Source organism: Bradyrhizobium sp. DOA9 (assembly GCF_000617845.2).
Taxonomy (GTDB): Bacteria; Pseudomonadota; Alphaproteobacteria; order Rhizobiales; family Xanthobacteraceae; genus Bradyrhizobium.
Genome location: NZ_DF820425.1, coordinates 2,555,809 through 2,572,239, shown reverse-complemented (window position 1 = coordinate 2,572,239; position 16,431 = coordinate 2,555,809). Strand labels below are relative to the sequence as shown.

Sequence of the window (16,431 nt, the reverse complement as noted above, 5' to 3'; positions counted from 1 at the left end):
CTTCGCCTCTGCCCACCAGCGGGAAGAGATGAACTACACCGCCCTGCTGTGCAACTGCCTGCCCGGATCCAGATGCGCGTCGAACGCGGCGGCGACGCTGCGGACCAGGAAGCGCGAATCCCCGGCGACGGCGAGCCGCTCGCCGTCCAGCCTCACGACGCCGTCGGAGATCAGCGGCTTCAGGCGCGACGCCGCTTTCAGCATGGCGCCGGCCTCCGCGCCATGGCGTGCGCAGATGTCGCCGAGATCGGCACCGAACTCGCACATGATGCGTTCGATGATGTCGGCGCGCAGCCGGTCGTCGTCGGTGAGGCCATAGCCCTTCGCGGTGGCGAGGCGGCCGGCAGCGATGCTCTGCGCATAGGTGCCGATCTGCACCTCGTTCTGGACATAGCCCTGCGGCAGATGCCCGATCGCGCTGGCGCCGAAGCCGAGCAGGACTTCGCTCCGGTCGGTGGTGTAGCCCTGAAAGTTGCGCCGCAGCGTGCCCTGCTCGAACGCCACGGCCATGGCATCGTCAGCCTGCGCGAAATGATCGAGCCCGATCTGCACGTAACCGGCCTCCTTCAGCGCATTGGCGATGGCGCAGGCCTGGTCGTGCCGCGCAAGGCTGTCGGGCAACACGCTTTCGTTGATCATGCGCTGGTGCTTCTTGAAGTCCGGCACGTGAGCATAGCCGAACACCGAGAAGCGGCTGGGCGCCAGCGCGAGGCTGCGCCGCACCGTCTCCAGGCACGAGGCCATTGTCTGGTGCGGCAGCCCGTAGATCAGGTCGAAATTGATGCCCTCGATCCCGGCGCCGCGGAGCATCTCGACCACGGACGCCGTCTGCGCGAAGCTCTGCACGCGGTTGATCGCCCGCTGCACCACGGGATCGAAGCTCTGCACGCCGAGGCTCGCGCGGTTGACGCCCGAGAGCCGCATCGCCTCGACCATGTCCGCCGTCAACGTCCGGGGATCGATCTCGACCGCGATTTCGGCCGAAGGCAGCACGAAGAATTCCCGGCGCATCGTCGCCATCAGTTCGACAAAGGCGTCCGGCGCCATGATGGTCGGCGTACCGCCGCCGAAATGGATGTGCTCGACCTTGAGGCGATGGCCGATGGCTTCGGCGGTCAGAGCGATCTCGCTGCACAGCGTCCGCTGGTAGCCGGCGACGAGCTCGTCGCGGCGGACGATCTGGGTATGGCAGCCGCAATACCAGCACATCTCGCGGCAGAACGGCACGTGCAGATAAAGCGAGGCGCTGGCGGCCACCGGCAGCTCTGCCAGCCAGCGGGCATAGGTGTCCCGACCGATCGCGGCCGTGAAATGCGGTGCGGTCGGATAGCTGGTGTAGCGTGGCAGGCGTTCCTCGCCATAGATCGCCGCAAGATCAGCTCTCATAAGTTACCCATTCGTAAATGCCCGCCGCGTGCAGACATCGCGGCAAATCACGGAATGAATTCAAATAACCCGGATCCAGGGCAGCGACTTTGCGCTCGCGCAAAGCGCGGCCGCCGGTTCCCGGCCATGGTGGGACAATCGCGGCCATCCGGATCGTTTGCCATGAGGCTTTTCGCACTCGAACTCATTCTCTCCCTGCTCGACGTCCGCGGCCATATCCCGCGTTTCGACGATTTCCGGCCCACGCCGGCCGCGCCCGCCCCCGCCGGGGTGGTGCGCGCCTTGGCTGCCGCGATCGCCGTCTTCGCCGCGCTGTCGCTGGCGATCTGGGGATTGGTCTGGCTCGCCGTGAACCTGCTCTGACCGGCCGCGTCTTCTCCAAAGCTTGCCTTGCCTGCCCTTTCGCGAAACCAGGTCCTTCTGCCGAGGTGAATCCGGCGAAAGCTTGTCGCAGCACAAACACGCTTGCCGTAACAGGCGCACACTGCACTCCGTCATCAAAAACCATTTCAGATGAAGGATGCTTCCAATGTTCACCCGCAGAGCCGCATTGATCAGCGCCGCCGCGACAGCCCTGATGTTGGCGACCCCGGCTTTCGCCGCCAGCGATCTCAAGCTGCCGCGTCAGAAGGTGGAGCTGGTCGCTCCGCCCTTCGTGCACGCGCACGAGCAGGCCACGACACAGGGCCCCAAGATTGTCGAGTTCAGGATGACGGTCGAGGAGAAGAAGGTCGTCATCGACGACAAGGGCACCACCTTCCAGGCGATGACGTTCAACGGCTCGATGCCGGGCCCGCTCATGGTCGTGCACGAGGGTGACTATGTCGAGCTGACACTGGTCAATCCCGCGACCAACACCATGCCGCACAACATCGACTTCCATTCCGCGACCGGCGCGCTCGGCGGCGGCGAGCTCACGCTCATCAATCCCGGCGAGCAGGTCGTGCTGCGCTGGAAGGCGACCAAGACCGGCGTGTTCGTCTATCACTGCGCACCGGGCGGCCCGATGATCCCCTGGCACGTCGTCTCCGGCATGAACGGTGCCGTGATGGTGCTGCCGCGCGAGGGGCTGAACGACGGCAAGGGCCACGCGCTGAAATACGACAAGGTCTACTATATCGGCGAGCAGGACATGTACGTGCCGCGTGACGAGAAGGGCAATTTCAAGTCCTACGAATCGCCGGGTGAAGCCTATACCGAAACCGAAGAGGTGATGAAGAAGCTGATCCCGACCCATGTCGTGTTCAACGGCAAGGTTGGCGCGCTCACCGGCAAGAACGCGCTCACCGCCAAGGTCGGCGAGAACGTGCTGATCGTGCATTCGCAGGCCAATCGCGACAGCCGCCCGCATCTGATCGGCGGCCATGGCGACTATGTCTGGGAGACCGGCAAGTTCGGCAATGCACCCGAGGTCGGGCTCGAGACCTGGTTCATCCGCGGCGGCTCGGCGGGTGCTGCGCTGTACAAATTCCAGCAGCCCGGCATCTACGCCTATGTCACGCACAACCTGATCGAGGCGGCCAATCTCGGCGCGACCGCGCACTTCAAGGTCGAAGGCAAATGGAACGACGATCTGATGATGCAAGTGAAGGCGCCTGCCGAAATCCCACCTGCCAGCACCAACTAGACGCGAGGGGGCCGGTCATCACCGGCCCCTTTTTTCCTTCTGCGGAGGAATGGCCGTGCTGATCGCATTCAAGCTCAAACTGGCATTCGCGTGCGCGGCCGGGCTTGCGGCGCCGCTGGCCGTTGCGCCTCTGGTCTCGGAGGTGACGACGCCCCATGCCGTCGGCGAGCCGGCTTTGGTCGAGGTCGCCGCGGGCAGCTTCTCCTATCGCGAAGCTGGCGATTTCACCCGCGGCGGACGGCAGGCGGAAGCGCCGCTGCGCATCGTCAGGATCAACCGGCCGCTGCGCATCATGCGAAATCAGGTCGCCTCATCCGACTATCAGCTTTGCGTGCAGGATGGCGCCTGCCGCGCGCTCGACCGCGACGTGGCAATCGCCCCCGATCGTCCCGCAGTGCAGGTGAGCTGGCACGACGCCGAGGCCTATGCGGGCTGGCTGTCGCGCAAGACCGGCCATCATTACCGCCTGCCGGGCGACGAGGAATGGGCTTTTGCCGCCGGCTCCAGATTCCGGGATGACGCGGTACCGGTCGATGCAAGCGACCCTTCGAAGCGCTGGATCAGCCGCTACGAGCGCGAATCCGAGCGCGACATCTCCGACACCGCGGCCCATCGCTTCGGCAAGTTCGGTCCGAACGAGCATGGCGTTGAAGATCTCGCCGGCAACGTCTGGGAGTGGACCGCGACCTGCTTCGTGCGCTCGCGTGTCGATGTCTCAGGCAATCCCGGCCCCGCGACCGTGAACTGCGGCGTGCGTGTCGCCGAGGGTGCACACCGCGCCTATGTCACCGACTTCATCCGCGACGCCCGTGCCGGCGGCTGCGCCCAGGGCGTGCCGCCCGCCAATCTCGGCTTCCGCCTGGTGCGCGAGGAGACGGCGTGGCTGGCAAGTGTGTCGCAACGCCTGGTCAAGGCGTGGCCAGCAAAATCATGGAGGCGCGTGTCGCTTCCCATGATCGCCTCCGCGTACTGATTAGAACGAGTCTAAACTCATATTGGAATCTCTCTAAGTCATGCCTCTTCGCGACATCGCGTCGCTGACTTTGCCCCCGTGCCTGCGCTACTCAATCCGGCATTCAATTGCCCGCCTGGGAGCAGCCCTTATGATTTATCTTCGCGTCCTCGCCGCGTCTGCGGCGGTGTTGAGCCTGACCATGTCTTTCGTGTCGGAGGCAGCCGCCAATGGCGAGGTCAACGTCTATACCTATCGGGAGACCAAGCTGATTCAGCCGCTGTTCGACGCGTTCAGCAAGGACACGGGCATCAAGGTCAATGTCGTCTCCGCGAGCTCCGGCCTGGAGCAGCGCATGAAGGCGGAAGGGGCCAACAGCCCGGCCGACGTGCTGCTGACGGTGGACATCGGCCGCATCGACGAGGCCGTGCAGGCGGGCGTCACCCAGCCGATCAAGTCGGAGGTGATCGACAAGGTCGTGCCGGCGCAGTATCGCGATCCGGACGGACACTGGGCCGGCATCTCCATGCGCGCGCGCGTGATCTATGCCTCGAAGGATCGCGTCAAGCAGGACAAGATTACCTATGAGGAGCTCGCCGATCCCAAGTGGAAGGGCAAGATCTGCATCCGCTCGGGCCAGCACATCTACAACAACGCGCTGTTCGCAGCCTACGCGGCCAAGTACGGCGAGGCCAAGGCCGAGGAATGGCTGCGCGGCCTGAAGGCCAATCTCGCGCAGAAGCCATCGGGCGGCGATCGCGAAGCCGCGCGTGACGTCGCCGCCGGCAAATGCGATATCGGCATTGGCAACACCTATTACTGGGCGCTGATGATGAACAACGATCCCGAGAAGAAGCCGTGGGCGGAGGCGACACGCGTCATCCTGCCGACCTTCGAGGGCGGAGGTACCCACGTCAACCTCTCCGGCGTGCTGCTCGCCAAGAACGCGCCCAACAAGGCCAACGGCATCAAGCTGATCGAGTGGCTCGTCAGCGAGCAGGCGCAGCAGATGTATGCCGACCAGAACTACGAATATCCGGTTCGGAGCGGTGTCGCCGTCAACGCGACCATCGCGGGCTACGGCAAGCTCGGCCCGGATCCGTTGCCGATCGCAAAGATCGCCGCCAACCGCAAGGCTGCGGCCTCGCTGGTGGATAAGGTCGGCTTTGACAACTGATCTCTGGCGGCCCACGTCTGTTAAACTGGGAGAAACTTCGGACGCACGGCCTCGCTCGAGGGGCCGTGCCCAGGCCGGTCGCGCCGCAACCGCCATCGCGATCGCAACCGCGATCCTGGTCGCGGCGCCCGTGATCTCGATCGTGTCGCTGGCTTTGCAGCCGGCATCCGACGTGTGGCACGACCTGATCAACTACGTGCTGCCGGCCGCCCTTCTCGACACTGCCCTTCTGCTCGTCGGGGTCGGCGCGGTCACACTCCTGATCGGTGCCGGCACTGCATGGGTGATATCGCGCCACGATTTTGCCGGCCGGGGCATGCTGCTGTGGCTGATGCCGCTGCCGCTGGCGATTCCGACCTATCTTGCGGCCTACGTCTACGCCGATCTGTTCGAGCCGCTCGGCCTGGTGCATCGCACCCTGGCGATCTGGCTGCCGCTGGGCGATGCCCTCGGCCTTCTGCCCAACCTCCGCTCGCTGCCGGGCGCCGTCTTCGTGATCGGGCTCGTGCTCTACCCTTACGTCTATCTGTCGGCGCGTGCGACGTTCCAGGTTCAGTCGGCCGAATTCGCGGAAGCGGCCACGACGCTGGGCGCCGGCCGATGGACCGTCTTCTGGCGTGTTTCACTGCCGATGGCGCGGCCGGCGCTCGCGGTCGGCGTGGCGCTGGTCGCGCTGGAAACGCTCAACGACATCGGAGCCAGCGAATATCTCGGCATCCGCACATTGACGGTCTCGATCTTCACCACCTGGCTCAACCGCGGCAGCCTTGCCGGTGCAGCGCAGCTCGCATGCCTGATGCTTGCGATCGTCGCCGGCCTGATCGCGATGGAGCGCTATGGCCGCCGCAACGCCAACATCGAATTCTCGGCCGAAAGTCCGCATGTGAGGCAGCGAACCCCGCTGTCGGGCGCAAGAGCGTCGATCGCGTTCGCGGCCTGCATGCTGCCGGTGCTGATCGGCTTCGTGGTCCCGCTGCTCTATCTGGCGCATCAGGCTCTCGGTCGCGGCCTGCTTGCAAATTTCGACCCGCTGCTGTGGCGCCACACCTTCCATTCGTTCGCCTTTGCAGGGCTCGCGACGCTCATCGCGCTGATGCTTGCGCTCGCCACGACGATCGCGCACCGCTTGCGGCGGGATCCTCTGCGATATGTCGCACTGAGCATCGCGCAGGCCGGATACGCGCTGCCGGGTCTCGTCATCGCTCTCGGCCTGCTCACCCCGGTGCTGGCGGTCGACAATGCGCTGAGCGCGGTCGCGACCTGGACCGGACGTTCGCTTCCCGGGCTGGTCCTGGTCGGCTCCGGGATGGCCGTCGTGATCGCCTACACGATTCGCTTTCTGGCTGTGCCGGTCGGCATGATCAAGGCCGGGTTCGACAGCATTCCGAGCGACTATGACGAGAGCGCGCGCGCGGTCGGCGCCGGCCAGGCGGTCATGTTGAGGCAGATCTATCTGCCGTTGCTCCGGCCAGCGATGCTTGGCGCCGTCATCATCATGTTCGTCGACTGCCTGAAGGAGCTGCCGGCAACGCTGCTCCTGCGGCCCCTCAACGTCGAAACACTGTCGACGTCGATCTACCAGTACGCCAGCCGCGGCAATTTCGAGGACGGCGCGCTCGCGGCCCTCCTGATCATCGCGGCCAGCATCGGCCCGGTTGCCTGGCTGACCCGGTTCTCCGAAGTGCCGAGCGGCCCCGCTTGACGGGGCACATCGTCCGCACATTCATGGCGCCTCGACCAATTGAGTCCACACCTGCTCAAATCTTCCGCGCGAACATGCGAAAACCGGGCGCGCCGATGATTGCCTCAAAATTCGGATCGCGCTTCTCTTCCGCGAAGACAAAACCCGCCTTCGCGTAGGCGCGTTCGGCCGCCTCGTTGCCGATCAGGAACGAGATCGTCGCCCGTTTGAATCCGGCCGCCCGCCCCTTCTCCAGCGCATGCGCAATCAGCGCCTGCACCAGCCCGCGGCCGCGATAGGCCGGATCGGTCGCAACGTATTCGATCATCCAGTCGCCCTCGCCGCCCTGAACCCACGAGGCGCGTGTATAGGCAGCGCGTTGACGAATGGCTTCCAGCTCGGGCGCGGCGAGCCCGGTCGCGACCGCGACTTCCTCGATCGCGCGCCAAGCCGCAGGTCCGGTGCCTGCCGCTGGAAAGGCGCCGAGCGCCGCCGCAGGCCTGCCATCGACCTCGGCGACCAGAAATTGCGAGACGTGCCACATCGACACGGTGCGGGCGACTGCGACACGTGCGATGAAATCACGGCACTGCGCATCGGGCCAGCTGAGCGCGACGTCGAACCCGCCGCGCGGCCGATAGCCGCGATGCGATGATTGAATCGTCTGTGCGATGAACTCGGCGTCGTCGGGACGCGCCGACCGTATCGTCATGCGCGCCCCTTTGCGACGACCCTACGTGTTCTTCAGCGCGACGCGGAATTCGGCTTCGGTCTTGGCCTTGATCTCATCGAGCGTTACGCCGTCGGCGAGCTCAATCAGCGCCATGCCGCCATCGCCGTGCTTGTCGATGGTGAAGACGGCAAGATCAGTGACGACCATGTCGACCACGCGCTCGCCGGTCAGCGGCAGGTTGCACCTCTTCAGCAGCTTCGGGCCGTCCTTGGCCGAATGCTCCATCACCACGACGACGCGCTTGACGCCGGCGACGAGATCCATCGCGCCGCCCATGCCCTTGACCATCTTGCCGGGGATCATCCAGTTGGCGAGATCGCCGTTCTGGGCCACCTGCATGGCGCCGAGGATCGACAGATCCATGTGGCCGCCGCGGATCATGCCGAAGGAATCCGCGCTCGAGAAATATGAGGTCGAGGGCAGCTCGCTCACCGTCTGCTTGCCGGCGTTGATGAGGTCGGCGTCTTCCTCACCCTCATAGGGGAAAGGCCCCATGCCGAGCATGCCGTTCTCGCTCTGCAAGGAGACGTCCATGCCATCGGGGATGTAGTTCGAGACCAGCGTCGGGATGCCGATGCCGAGATTGACGTAATAGCCGTCGCGCAATTCCTTCGCGGCGCGCGCGGCCATCTGTTCACGGGTCCAGGCCATATCAGTCTCCTGTTGCGCTTAAGCGGCGGGGCGCGGGCGGGTGTTGCGGAATTCGATGCGCTTCTTGGCCGTGCCGACCTCGACGATGCGCTTCACGAAGATGCCGGGCGTGTGGATGTGGTCGGGATTGAGTTCACCGGCGGGAACCAGATGTTCGACCTCGGCCACCGTGATCTTCGCGGCGGTCGCCATCATCGGGTTAAAGTTGCGCGCGGTCTTGCGGTAGATCAGGTTGCCGGCGGTGTCGCCCTTCCAGGCGTGCACGATGGCGAGGTCGGCGAACAGGCCGCGCTCCATCAGGTACTTCTCGCCGTCGAATTCCTTCACTTCCTTGCCTTCGGCGATCAGCGTGCCGACGCCGGTCTTGGTGTAGAAGGCCGGGATGCCGGCGCCGCCGGCGCGGATGCGCTCGGCCAGCGTGCCCTGCGGATTGAATTCGAGTTCCAGCTCGCCGGCGAGATATTGCTGGGCGAACAGCTTGTTCTCGCCGACATAGGACGAGATCATCTTCTTGATCTGGCGGGTTTCGAGCAGGCGGCTGAGGCCGATGCCGTCGACGCCGGCATTGTTGGAGACCACGGTCAGGCCCTTGACGCCGGAATCCCGGATCGCGTCCGACAGCTCCTCGGCAATGCCGCAGAGGCCGAAGCCGCCCGACATGATCATCATGTTGTCTTTCAGAATGCCTGACAGCGCCGACTTGGCGTCGGGATAGACCTTGTTCATGCAAAAAACCTCAGTGAACCTTGGGCTGGCGGGCGTCGCGCCTCATTGGCGGCGATTATTAGGCGAAATCGTCCGAAGCCGTCAATGATACGGGGTTCTCCGCTCCGCCCCCGGGTGATAGAAGCTGCCCATGCCGTGGGCATAACCGCGCAGCGGCCTTGAAAGCGTCAAGAAAACCCATCAAGTTGCGGTACTTAACACCATAGGATCTGGGCGCTGGCGAGCAGGTTTCGCGGCCCGGCCTTCTGGCTCCAACGACCAACCCGATCAGGACATGCCATTGACCATGGCCCAAGGAATGAAGCGCCTCGGGACGCCGATCGCGGCGCTGCTCGGCCTCGCGCTGATCGCCCTGATCGCGACCTCCTGGCTCATCAACCGCGACGCGCTGCGCAAGGCGGTCGAAGCGCAGATCCGCGACGTCACCGGGCTCGAGCTCAATGTCGCAGGCAGCATCGACATCTCGGTGCTTCCGGCGAGCTACATCTCCTTCCGCGACGTCGGCCTCAAGGGCGGCGGCACCAGCGCTCCCGCGCTCCAGGTCGACGTGCTCACCGCGAATTTGCGGCTGCTGCCGCTCTTGCTGCAACGGTTCGAGATCGCCGACCTGACGCTGCTGCGGCCGCGCATCCATGTCAGCCTGAAGCCGGACGGCGAGAGCAACTGGACGCCCTTCATCCAGACCATCGCGCGCACCATGAAGCCCGGCGCGGAGAACCAGGTCTCGTTCTCCGAAATCCGGATCCAGGACGGCGTGCTCGATTACGAGGACGTTGCCACGCATGCCACCGAGAAGCTGGAGGACATCGACCTGTCGCTGGCCTGGCCTTCGATCTCGCGCTCCTTTGCCGCGACCGGACAGTTCGACTGGCGCGGCGAGCGCGCCGACGGCTCGATCAGCTTTTCCGATTTCGTCGCCGCCCTCTCCGGCGACCGCTCCGGCCTGAAGGCGCGCATCGCCAGCGCGCCGCTCAAGCTCGCCTTCGACGGCAGTGTCGCCAACCGCACCAGCCCGATGATGGAGGGCACGCTCACCGTGGACAGCCCGTCCTTGCGCAACGCGCTGCGCTGGACCGGACAGCCGCAGCCCGGCAGCGGCGGCTTCGGGCGGTTCGTGCTGAAGGCACGCGCCAACGTCGTCGGCGCCTCGATCGCACTCACCAACGTCAATGTCGAGCTCGACGGCAATGCCGCCGAGGGCGTCATGACCTACGCCAATAACGGCCGGCAGACGCTGCAGGCGACGCTCGCCGCCGACGCGCTCGACTTCACGCCTTATATCTCGACGTTCCGCCTGCTCGCGAGCGGGGCGCGCGACTGGAACAGGCAGCTGTTCGATCTCAACGGGTTGTCGACCACCGACCTCGACATGCGCCTGTCGGCGGCCAAGCTGACGGTCGGGCCGACCAAGCTCGGCCGCACCGCGATCGGCGCAAATCTGCGCAACGGCACGCTGGCGCTCTCGGTCGGCGAGGCGCAGGTCTATGGCGGGATCGCGAAGGGCTCGTTCGGCATCGCGCGGTCCGACACCGTCGCCGACATCAAGGCGCAATTCCAGTTCACCGACGTCGATCTGCAGGCCTGCGCCACCGAGCTGTTCGGCCTCAACAAGCTGTCCGGCCGCGGCAACATCAACGTCTCGCTGTTCGCCTCGGGCTCGAGCCCGTTCGGCCTCGTGCAGTCACTCGACGGCAGCGCCACCGTGACGGGACATAACGGCGCGATCTCGGGCTTCAATGCCGAGCAGCTGCTGAAGCGGCTGGAGCGGCGGCCGCTGTCGGGCGGCGGCAATTTCCGCAACGGCTCGACGCCATACGACAAGCTCACGATCTCGGTGAAATTCTCCGACGGCATCGCCACCGCCGAGGACATCCGCATCGAGGGCCCGGCGGCCAAGATCACGCTGACCGGCACCGCCTCGGTGCCGGCGCGCGAATACGACATGAAGGGCGTGGCGAGCCTCAACACGGCGTCCGGCTTCCAATTGCCCTTCATGGTGCAGGGCCCCTGGGATGATCCCCTGATCTTTCCCGATCCCGAAAGCCTGATCCGGCAGTCCCCTGCGGCGTCTCCCTTCCTCGATCTCCTCAAGCAGCGCATCACAGGAGGCGGAAAGCGTCCCGAGGGATCGCCGACGGCGGAGAATGCCAAGGAAAGCCCCAAGGAAAACGCCAAGTCCAACTAAAGCGCGATGAGATCGGGTTGAATCGTCATCGCGCTTTAGCTCTTTGTTTGAGCATGATCTTTTCGAAAAACCGCTTCACACTTTTCCGGATCATGCTCTAAGGCAATATCCGGCGCGGCCGTTACGCGGCCGATTGGGTCGTCGAAATCCAGCCCTTCTCCTCCCGCACCAGGGGCGCCGCAGCGATCGCCGGCGCGGGCGCGGGCGCGGGCGTGCTGCCCTGGCCGAGTTCACGGGCCAGCACCTCGCGGTCACAGGCGTTCTCCCACAGCGAAATGGTGATGGACGCCACGCAATTGCTGACCATGCTGGTCAGCGCCCGCGCCTCCGACATGAAGCGGTCGATGCCGATGAGCAGTGCCACGCCGGTCACGGGCAGATCCGGCATCACCGAAAGCGTCGCGACAAGCGCGACGAAGCCGCTGCCGGTGACGCCGGCCGCCCCTTTGGACGTCAGCAGCATCAGCCCGAGCATCGCGGCGATCTGCCCCCACGACAGGTGAATGTCGCAGGCCTGCGCGATGAAGATGGACGCCAGGGTGAGATAGATGGCGCTTCCGTCCAGATTGAAGGAATAGCCCATCGGCAGCACGAGCCCGGAGACGCCCTTGCGGCATCCGAGCTGCTCCAGCTTGCGCAACGCGCCGGGCAGCGCCGGCTCCGAGGACGAGGTGCCGAGCACGATCAGCAATTCTTCCTTGAAGTAGCGGATGGTCTTCCACAGGCTGAAGCCGTTCAGCCGCGCCAGCGTACCAAGCACGACCACGACGAACACGGAGCAGGCGAGATAGAAGGTGAGGATCAGCAGTCCGAGCGAGCCGATCGAGCGGATGCCGTAGCGGCCCACGGTGAACGCCATGGCGCCGAAGGCACCGAGCGGAGCGAGCTTCATGATGAAGCCGAAGGACACGAACAGCACGTGTGAGAACGAGGCGACTGCGTTGGTCACCATCGCACCCCCGTCCCCGGCGCGGCTGAGGCCAAAGGCGATCAGGATGGAGATCAGCAGGACCGGCAGCACTTCCCCGTCGGCGAACGCGCCAAAGAACGAATGCGGGATGATGTGCAGCATGAAGTCCGTAAATCCGGTCGCGCTGGCCTGCTTGGTGAACTTCGCGGCCACCGACGGATCCAGCGAGCTGACGGAAACATGCATGCCAACGCCCGGCTGGATCAGCAAAACGGCCATCAACCCGGCCAGCAAGGCGAGCACGGTCAGCAGGTAGAACAGCGCCATGGATTTCACCAGCGTACGGCCGACCTCGCGGGAATCGCTGATGCTGGTGATGCCGCTCACGATGGTGCAGAACACGATCGGCGCGATCATCATCTTGACCAGCTTGACGAAGCCGTCGCCGAAGGGTTTTAGCGCGGCACCGAATTCAGGCCAGAAATGCCCGGTGAGGACACCAAGCGCGAGACCAATCAGCACTTGTACGTAGAGAATCCGATAGAAGGGTTTTGCTGCCTCGGTGTTGGCGCGGCCAACCAGCGCTTCCTTGTGCATTCTGATTTCTCCCATGGCTCTGATTTTTTGTGATGGCTTCGGAGGCGGCGGGGCTCAGGCCGCCAGCACCGAATGAGGCACGTGTGATCGGCGGGCGAAGACATGGCCCTCGAAGATTCGCCGGGCTGTTCGCAGCACCCGGGCAACCGGGCCGGGCTCGAGCCTGACCACGAGCTGGCCGGAGGGATGGGCGAGCGTAATCGGCACCGGCGGCGCCAGCTTTCCGACCATCTCAGCGGCGATCGTGCCTGGCGTGACGCATGCGGTCGCGATCGCGACGGCTCCGGTCACCGCCAGCGCGCTATGGCAGTCGTGCGGCATGAAGTACCTGACGTTCAACGTCGCCCCGCTCGCGGGCGCGATCAGAACCGGTTTCGGGATCACCATTGAGGCGGGATTGGGAAAGCCCATCCGGCGTCCAGCCTCGATCCGCAACTCCTCGAGACGTGCGCGAAAACTGCCGTCGGCAAAGTCGGAAGGGGCCTCGCGGCCGCTCCATCCCAGATCCGCGGCACGGACCAGCATGACCGGCATGGCCGCATCGAGACAGGTCACGTCGATTCCCTTGATGGTGTCGACGGCGCGTCCGGTCGGCAGCAGACGACCGGTACGTGCGCCGGCCGCATTGGGGAACGACAGCTCGATCGGCGCGGCCGTTCCCGGCACACCGTCGATCTGCGCCTCGCCGTCATAGGTCACCCGCCCTCCCGGCGTGGCAACCGTCGCGTCGATCAGCTTGCCGGTGTTGACGTTGTGGATGCGTACATGGGTGCGGTCTGCCGCGGCGGCGACGAGGCCGGCCTCGATGGCGAACGGCCCCACCCCCGCCAGCATGTTTCCGCAGTTCGGCGAGGTATCGACGATCCCTTCACGAACCCGCACCTGGGCGAACAGATAGTCGACGTCGGCGCCGGGCACCGATGCCGGTCCAACGATCGCGACCTTGTTGATGACGGCATTGCCGCCGCCGATCCCGTCGATTCCAAGGTCGTGTCCGCCTCCCATCACCGACAGCAGGACCGCGTCACGCGACCTTGCGTCGGCCGGAAGATCGCGGGCCAGGAAGAACGGCCCGCGCGAGGTCCCCCCGCGCATGACCACACAGGGAATGGCAATCTGATCGTTCATGGAGCTGTTCCGTTCGGCGACAACTTCGCGCCGGCCAAAGCATCTCTCGGCAGAACTCTTTTGTGAAATGCAAATATCCGATGTATTATTGCGATTATCGGTATAATTGGAGGCGACCATGAACGCGGAACTGCTCGACCTCAAGGCCTTCATCACCGTGGCGGAGACCGGAAGCTTCGTCCGCACCGCGCGGGCGCTGAACCTGTCACAGCCCGCGCTCAGCCGACGCATTCAGAAGCTGGAAGAAGGCCTCGGTGCGCCGCTGCTCGAGCGCTCGACGCGCCACGTCAATCTCACCATGACGGGCCGCGACTTCCTGCCGAAGGTGCGCCGCCTCATCGACGAGTTCGAGACCTCGGTGCTCGCCATCCAGGATATCGGCGCGCGAAGCTCGGGCCTGGTCTCGGTGGCGGCGGTGCCGACCGCGGTGTTCTACTTCCTGCCGCGGGCGATCGGCCGGTTTGCCGAAGCCTATCCGCGCATTCGCATCCGGATTCTCGACATCGGGGCCAACGAGGGATTGGAGGCGGTCGCGCGCGGCGAGGCCGATTTCGGCATCAATTTCATCGGCGCCTCGCATGCCGAGATCGAGTTCGAGAAGCTGGTGGAGGATCCTTTCGTGCTCGCCTGCCGTCATGATCATCCGCTGGCGTCGCGCAAACAGGTCAGCTGGCCGGAGATCGTGCCGCACCGGGTCATCACCGTCGGCCGCAACAGCGGCAATCGTGCGCTGATCGACAACGCGCTGGCGCGACACGGCCTGCAGCTGAACTGGTCCTATGAAGTCGCTCACCTCTCCGGCTCGCTCGGCCTGGTCGAAGCGGGCCTCGGCATCGCGGTGCTACCGAAGCTCGCGACACCGGCGGCCGGCCATCCGATCATCCACACCATTCGCCTGATCGAGCCGGAAGTGTCGCGGACGATCGGCATCGTGCGGAGACGCGGGGCGACACTGTCCCCTCATGCCAGCCAGTTTCTCAAGATGCTGCTCGAGGCATGGCGCTCGCCTGCTCGGACGAACGGGCAAGGCAGACCGCGCTCCCGTTCCGCTGAAACGAGCTCGAGAGGGAAACGCTGACGAGGCGAGACACCACGCGGCGAATTGATTGGCATCTATCGATGCGGCCTTTGGATCGATGCGCGAATTCGCATCTTCACAGTCTCGCTCCAACCGCGACATAGGTCTGACAAGAAGCTGCTAGATCGGATGACAGCCATGGGCTAGTGTTTTATACGACCGGTTAAAACACCGGCCGTTTGAGGGAGAAAAACGTGAAATCCAAGGTTATTGGCGCAGTTTCATTGGCGGTCGCTGCGGTCGGGCTGTTTGCCGCCACCGCGCCCGCATTTGCGCAACAGAAGACGATCACGGTTTGGTGGGTCAAGGGCTTTTACAAGTCCGAGGACGAAGCGCTCGCCGAGACGATCAAGAAGTTCGAAGCCAAGACCGGCATCAAGGTCGAATTGTCGCAGTACGCGATCCAGGACATGATTCCGAAGACGGTCGCGGCGCTCGATGCCGGCACCGTGCCCGACGTCGCCTATTCCGACAGCTACGACGTGCAGGTGCAGGGCAAGTGGGCCTATGAGGGCAAGCTCGAGGATCTCTCGGACGTCATGGAGCCGATCAAGGATCGGTTCGTGCAGAACACGCTCGACGCCTCGATCCTCCACAACGACGTCACCAAGAAGAAGGCCTATTACGGCTTCCCGCTGAAGCAGCAGAGCATGCACGTCCAGATCTGGAACGACATGCTGGACAAGGCTGGCTTCAAGCTGGCCGATATCCCGAATGACTGGTCAGGCTACTGGACCTTCTGGTGCGACAAGGTGCAGCCGGCGATCCGCAAGGCGACCGGCCAGCGCCTCTACGCCGTCGGCCAGCCGATGGGCGTGGAATCCACCGACTCCTTCCAGTCGTTCTACACCTTCATGGACGCCTATCACGTCAAGCTGGTCGACAACGACGGAAAGCTCCTGGTCGACGATCCCACGGTTCGCGAGAACCTGATCAAGGCGATGAAGGACTATACCGACACCTACATCAAGGGCTGCACCCCGCCCTCCTCCACCACCTGGAAGGATCCCGACAACAACGTCGCGTTCCACAACAAGACCATCGTGATGACCCATAACTTCACGATCTCGATCGCGGCGAAATGGTTCGAGGATTCCCAGAACCAGAACCTCACGCCGGAACAGCGCGAGGCTGGCAAGAAGGCCTACGAACAGGACATCATCACGGCGTCCTTCCCGAAGGCGCCTGATGGCTCGACCATCCGCTACCGCTCCGACGTCAAGACCGGACTGATGTTCACCGCGGCCAAGAACAAGGCCGAGGGCAAGCAGTTCATCAGCTTCCTGCTGCAGGAAGAGAACATCCGTCCCTACATCGAAGGTGCGCTCGGCCGCTGGTTCCCGGTGACGAAGGAAAGTCAGGAAAGCCCGTTCTGGCAGGCTGACAAGCACCGCAAGGCCGTCTACGCCCAGTTCAAGGGCGGCACCGCGGCGTTCGACTTCACCAAGAACTGGAAGTTCACGATTCTCAACAACGAGAACGTGTGGGCGAAGGCGATGAACCGGGTCGTCAGCGAGAAGGTTCCGGTGGACAAGGCCGTCGACGAGTTGATCGCCCGCATCAAGCAGGTCGCGGGCTAAGGTTGATCCCTCTCTCCCCG

14 protein-coding genes are annotated in these 16,431 nt (G+C 64.5%); 8 read left to right on the top strand and 6 right to left on the bottom strand.

Translation table 11 applies throughout. The annotated features are described in order from the left end of the window. Positions 1–33: 33 nt before the first annotated feature. The gene (gene hemN, locus BDOA9_RS11970) at positions 34–1,386 is read right to left on the bottom strand and encodes an oxygen-independent coproporphyrinogen III oxidase (RefSeq protein WP_025034174.1); all 1,353 of its coding nucleotides are present in this window, start codon (positions 1,384–1,386) and stop codon (positions 34–36) included. Between the two features lie 162 nt (positions 1,387–1,548). On the opposite strand from hemN, the gene BDOA9_RS11965 reads away from it, so the two are divergent. The 5 genes from BDOA9_RS11965 (at position 1,549) to BDOA9_RS11945 (ending at position 6,844) form a co-directional block, all read left to right on the top strand. Further along, positions 1,549–1,749, top strand: a complete 201-nt coding sequence (locus tag BDOA9_RS11965) for a hypothetical protein (protein ID WP_025034173.1) — start codon at positions 1,549–1,551, stop codon at positions 1,747–1,749. Positions 1,750–1,915: 166 nt separating this feature from the next. Beyond that, positions 1,916–3,013 (top strand): copper-containing nitrite reductase, encoded by a 1,098-nt coding sequence (nirK, locus tag BDOA9_RS11960; protein ID WP_025034172.1) that lies wholly within the window; start codon positions 1,916–1,918, stop codon positions 3,011–3,013. 55 nt (positions 3,014–3,068) lie between these two features. Further along, positions 3,069–3,986 carry an SUMF1/EgtB/PvdO family nonheme iron enzyme gene (locus BDOA9_RS11955; protein ID WP_025034171.1) on the top strand — a complete coding sequence of 306 codons (918 nt, stop codon included), beginning with the start codon at positions 3,069–3,071 and terminating at the stop codon, positions 3,984–3,986. Between the two features lie 181 nt (positions 3,987–4,167). Next, a complete protein-coding gene (locus BDOA9_RS11950; protein ID WP_445291819.1) occupies positions 4,168–5,142 on the top strand; it encodes a Fe(3+) ABC transporter substrate-binding protein in 975 nt (324 codons plus the stop codon). 130 nt (positions 5,143–5,272) lie between these two features. Continuing rightward, the gene (locus BDOA9_RS11945) at positions 5,273–6,844 is read left to right on the top strand and encodes an ABC transporter permease (RefSeq protein ID WP_244521469.1); all 1,572 of its coding nucleotides are present in this window, start codon (positions 5,273–5,275) and stop codon (positions 6,842–6,844) included. Positions 6,845–6,899: 55 nt separating this feature from the next. Here BDOA9_RS11945 and BDOA9_RS11940 read toward each other — a convergent pair whose 3' ends face one another. From BDOA9_RS11940 to BDOA9_RS11930, 3 genes are read right to left on the bottom strand one after another with little or no spacing between them, the layout of a single operon-like run. Next, positions 6,900–7,535 (bottom strand): GNAT family N-acetyltransferase, encoded by a 636-nt coding sequence (locus BDOA9_RS11940; protein ID WP_025034168.1) that lies wholly within the window; start codon positions 7,533–7,535, stop codon positions 6,900–6,902. A 21-nt stretch (positions 7,536–7,556) separates the two neighbouring features. Further along, positions 7,557–8,207, bottom strand: coding sequence for a CoA transferase subunit B (locus tag BDOA9_RS11935; protein ID WP_025034167.1), 651 nt, complete (start codon positions 8,205–8,207; stop codon positions 7,557–7,559). 18 nt (positions 8,208–8,225) lie between these two features. Continuing rightward, entirely contained in the window at positions 8,226–8,933 is a 708-nt protein-coding gene (locus BDOA9_RS11930) for a CoA transferase subunit A (RefSeq protein ID WP_025034166.1), read from the bottom strand. A gap of 286 nt (positions 8,934–9,219) precedes the next feature. Between BDOA9_RS11930 and BDOA9_RS11925 the strand changes: the two genes are divergently transcribed. Further along, complete coding sequence (locus BDOA9_RS11925; RefSeq protein ID WP_025034165.1) at positions 9,220–11,118, top strand: AsmA family protein; 1,899 nt, start codon at positions 9,220–9,222, stop codon at positions 11,116–11,118. A 121-nt stretch (positions 11,119–11,239) separates the two neighbouring features. Here BDOA9_RS11925 and dctA read toward each other — a convergent pair whose 3' ends face one another. Continuing rightward, positions 11,240–12,625 carry a C4-dicarboxylate transporter DctA gene (gene dctA, locus BDOA9_RS11920; protein ID WP_025034164.1) on the bottom strand — a complete coding sequence of 462 codons (1,386 nt, stop codon included), beginning with the start codon at positions 12,623–12,625 and terminating at the stop codon, positions 11,240–11,242. Positions 12,626–12,679: 54 nt separating this feature from the next. Beyond that, on the bottom strand, positions 12,680–13,753 hold the full coding sequence (locus BDOA9_RS11915) for a 4-oxalomesaconate tautomerase (protein WP_025034163.1): 1,074 nt from the start codon (positions 13,751–13,753) through the stop codon (positions 12,680–12,682). A gap of 118 nt (positions 13,754–13,871) precedes the next feature. Here BDOA9_RS11915 and BDOA9_RS11910 point away from each other — a divergent pair, with 118 nt between their 5' ends. Beyond that, on the top strand, positions 13,872–14,831 hold the full coding sequence (locus BDOA9_RS11910; protein WP_025034162.1) for a LysR family transcriptional regulator: 960 nt from the start codon (positions 13,872–13,874) through the stop codon (positions 14,829–14,831). 194 nt (positions 14,832–15,025) lie between these two features. After that, the gene (locus tag BDOA9_RS11905; RefSeq protein WP_025034161.1) at positions 15,026–16,411 is read left to right on the top strand and encodes an ABC transporter substrate-binding protein; all 1,386 of its coding nucleotides are present in this window, start codon (positions 15,026–15,028) and stop codon (positions 16,409–16,411) included. Positions 16,412–16,431: the final 20 nt, after the last annotated feature.

What these genes read in the sequence shown, in the direction of transcription:
- hemN (WP_025034174.1), bottom strand. Translation starts at nt 1,386, where the DNA reads ATGAGAGCTGATCTTGCGGCGATCTATGGCGAGGAACGCCTGCCACGC.
- BDOA9_RS11910 (WP_025034162.1), top strand. Translation starts at nt 13,872, where the DNA reads ATGAACGCGGAACTGCTCGACCTCAAGGCCTTCATCACCGTGGCGGAG.
- BDOA9_RS11915 (WP_025034163.1), bottom strand. Translation starts at nt 13,753, where the DNA reads ATGAACGATCAGATTGCCATTCCCTGTGTGGTCATGCGCGGGGGGACC.
- BDOA9_RS11930 (WP_025034166.1), bottom strand. Translation starts at nt 8,933, where the DNA reads ATGAACAAGGTCTATCCCGACGCCAAGTCGGCGCTGTCAGGCATTCTG.
- BDOA9_RS11940 (WP_025034168.1), bottom strand. Translation starts at nt 7,535, where the DNA reads ATGACGATACGGTCGGCGCGTCCCGACGACGCCGAGTTCATCGCACAG.
- nirK (WP_025034172.1), top strand. Translation starts at nt 1,916, where the DNA reads ATGTTCACCCGCAGAGCCGCATTGATCAGCGCCGCCGCGACAGCCCTG.
- dctA (WP_025034164.1), bottom strand. Translation starts at nt 12,625, where the DNA reads ATGCACAAGGAAGCGCTGGTTGGCCGCGCCAACACCGAGGCAGCAAAA.
- BDOA9_RS11950 (WP_445291819.1), top strand. Translation starts at nt 4,168, where the DNA reads ATGTCTTTCGTGTCGGAGGCAGCCGCCAATGGCGAGGTCAACGTCTAT.
- BDOA9_RS11935 (WP_025034167.1), bottom strand. Translation starts at nt 8,207, where the DNA reads ATGGCCTGGACCCGTGAACAGATGGCCGCGCGCGCCGCGAAGGAATTG.
- BDOA9_RS11965 (WP_025034173.1), top strand. Translation starts at nt 1,549, where the DNA reads ATGAGGCTTTTCGCACTCGAACTCATTCTCTCCCTGCTCGACGTCCGC.
- BDOA9_RS11925 (WP_025034165.1), top strand. Translation starts at nt 9,220, where the DNA reads ATGGCCCAAGGAATGAAGCGCCTCGGGACGCCGATCGCGGCGCTGCTC.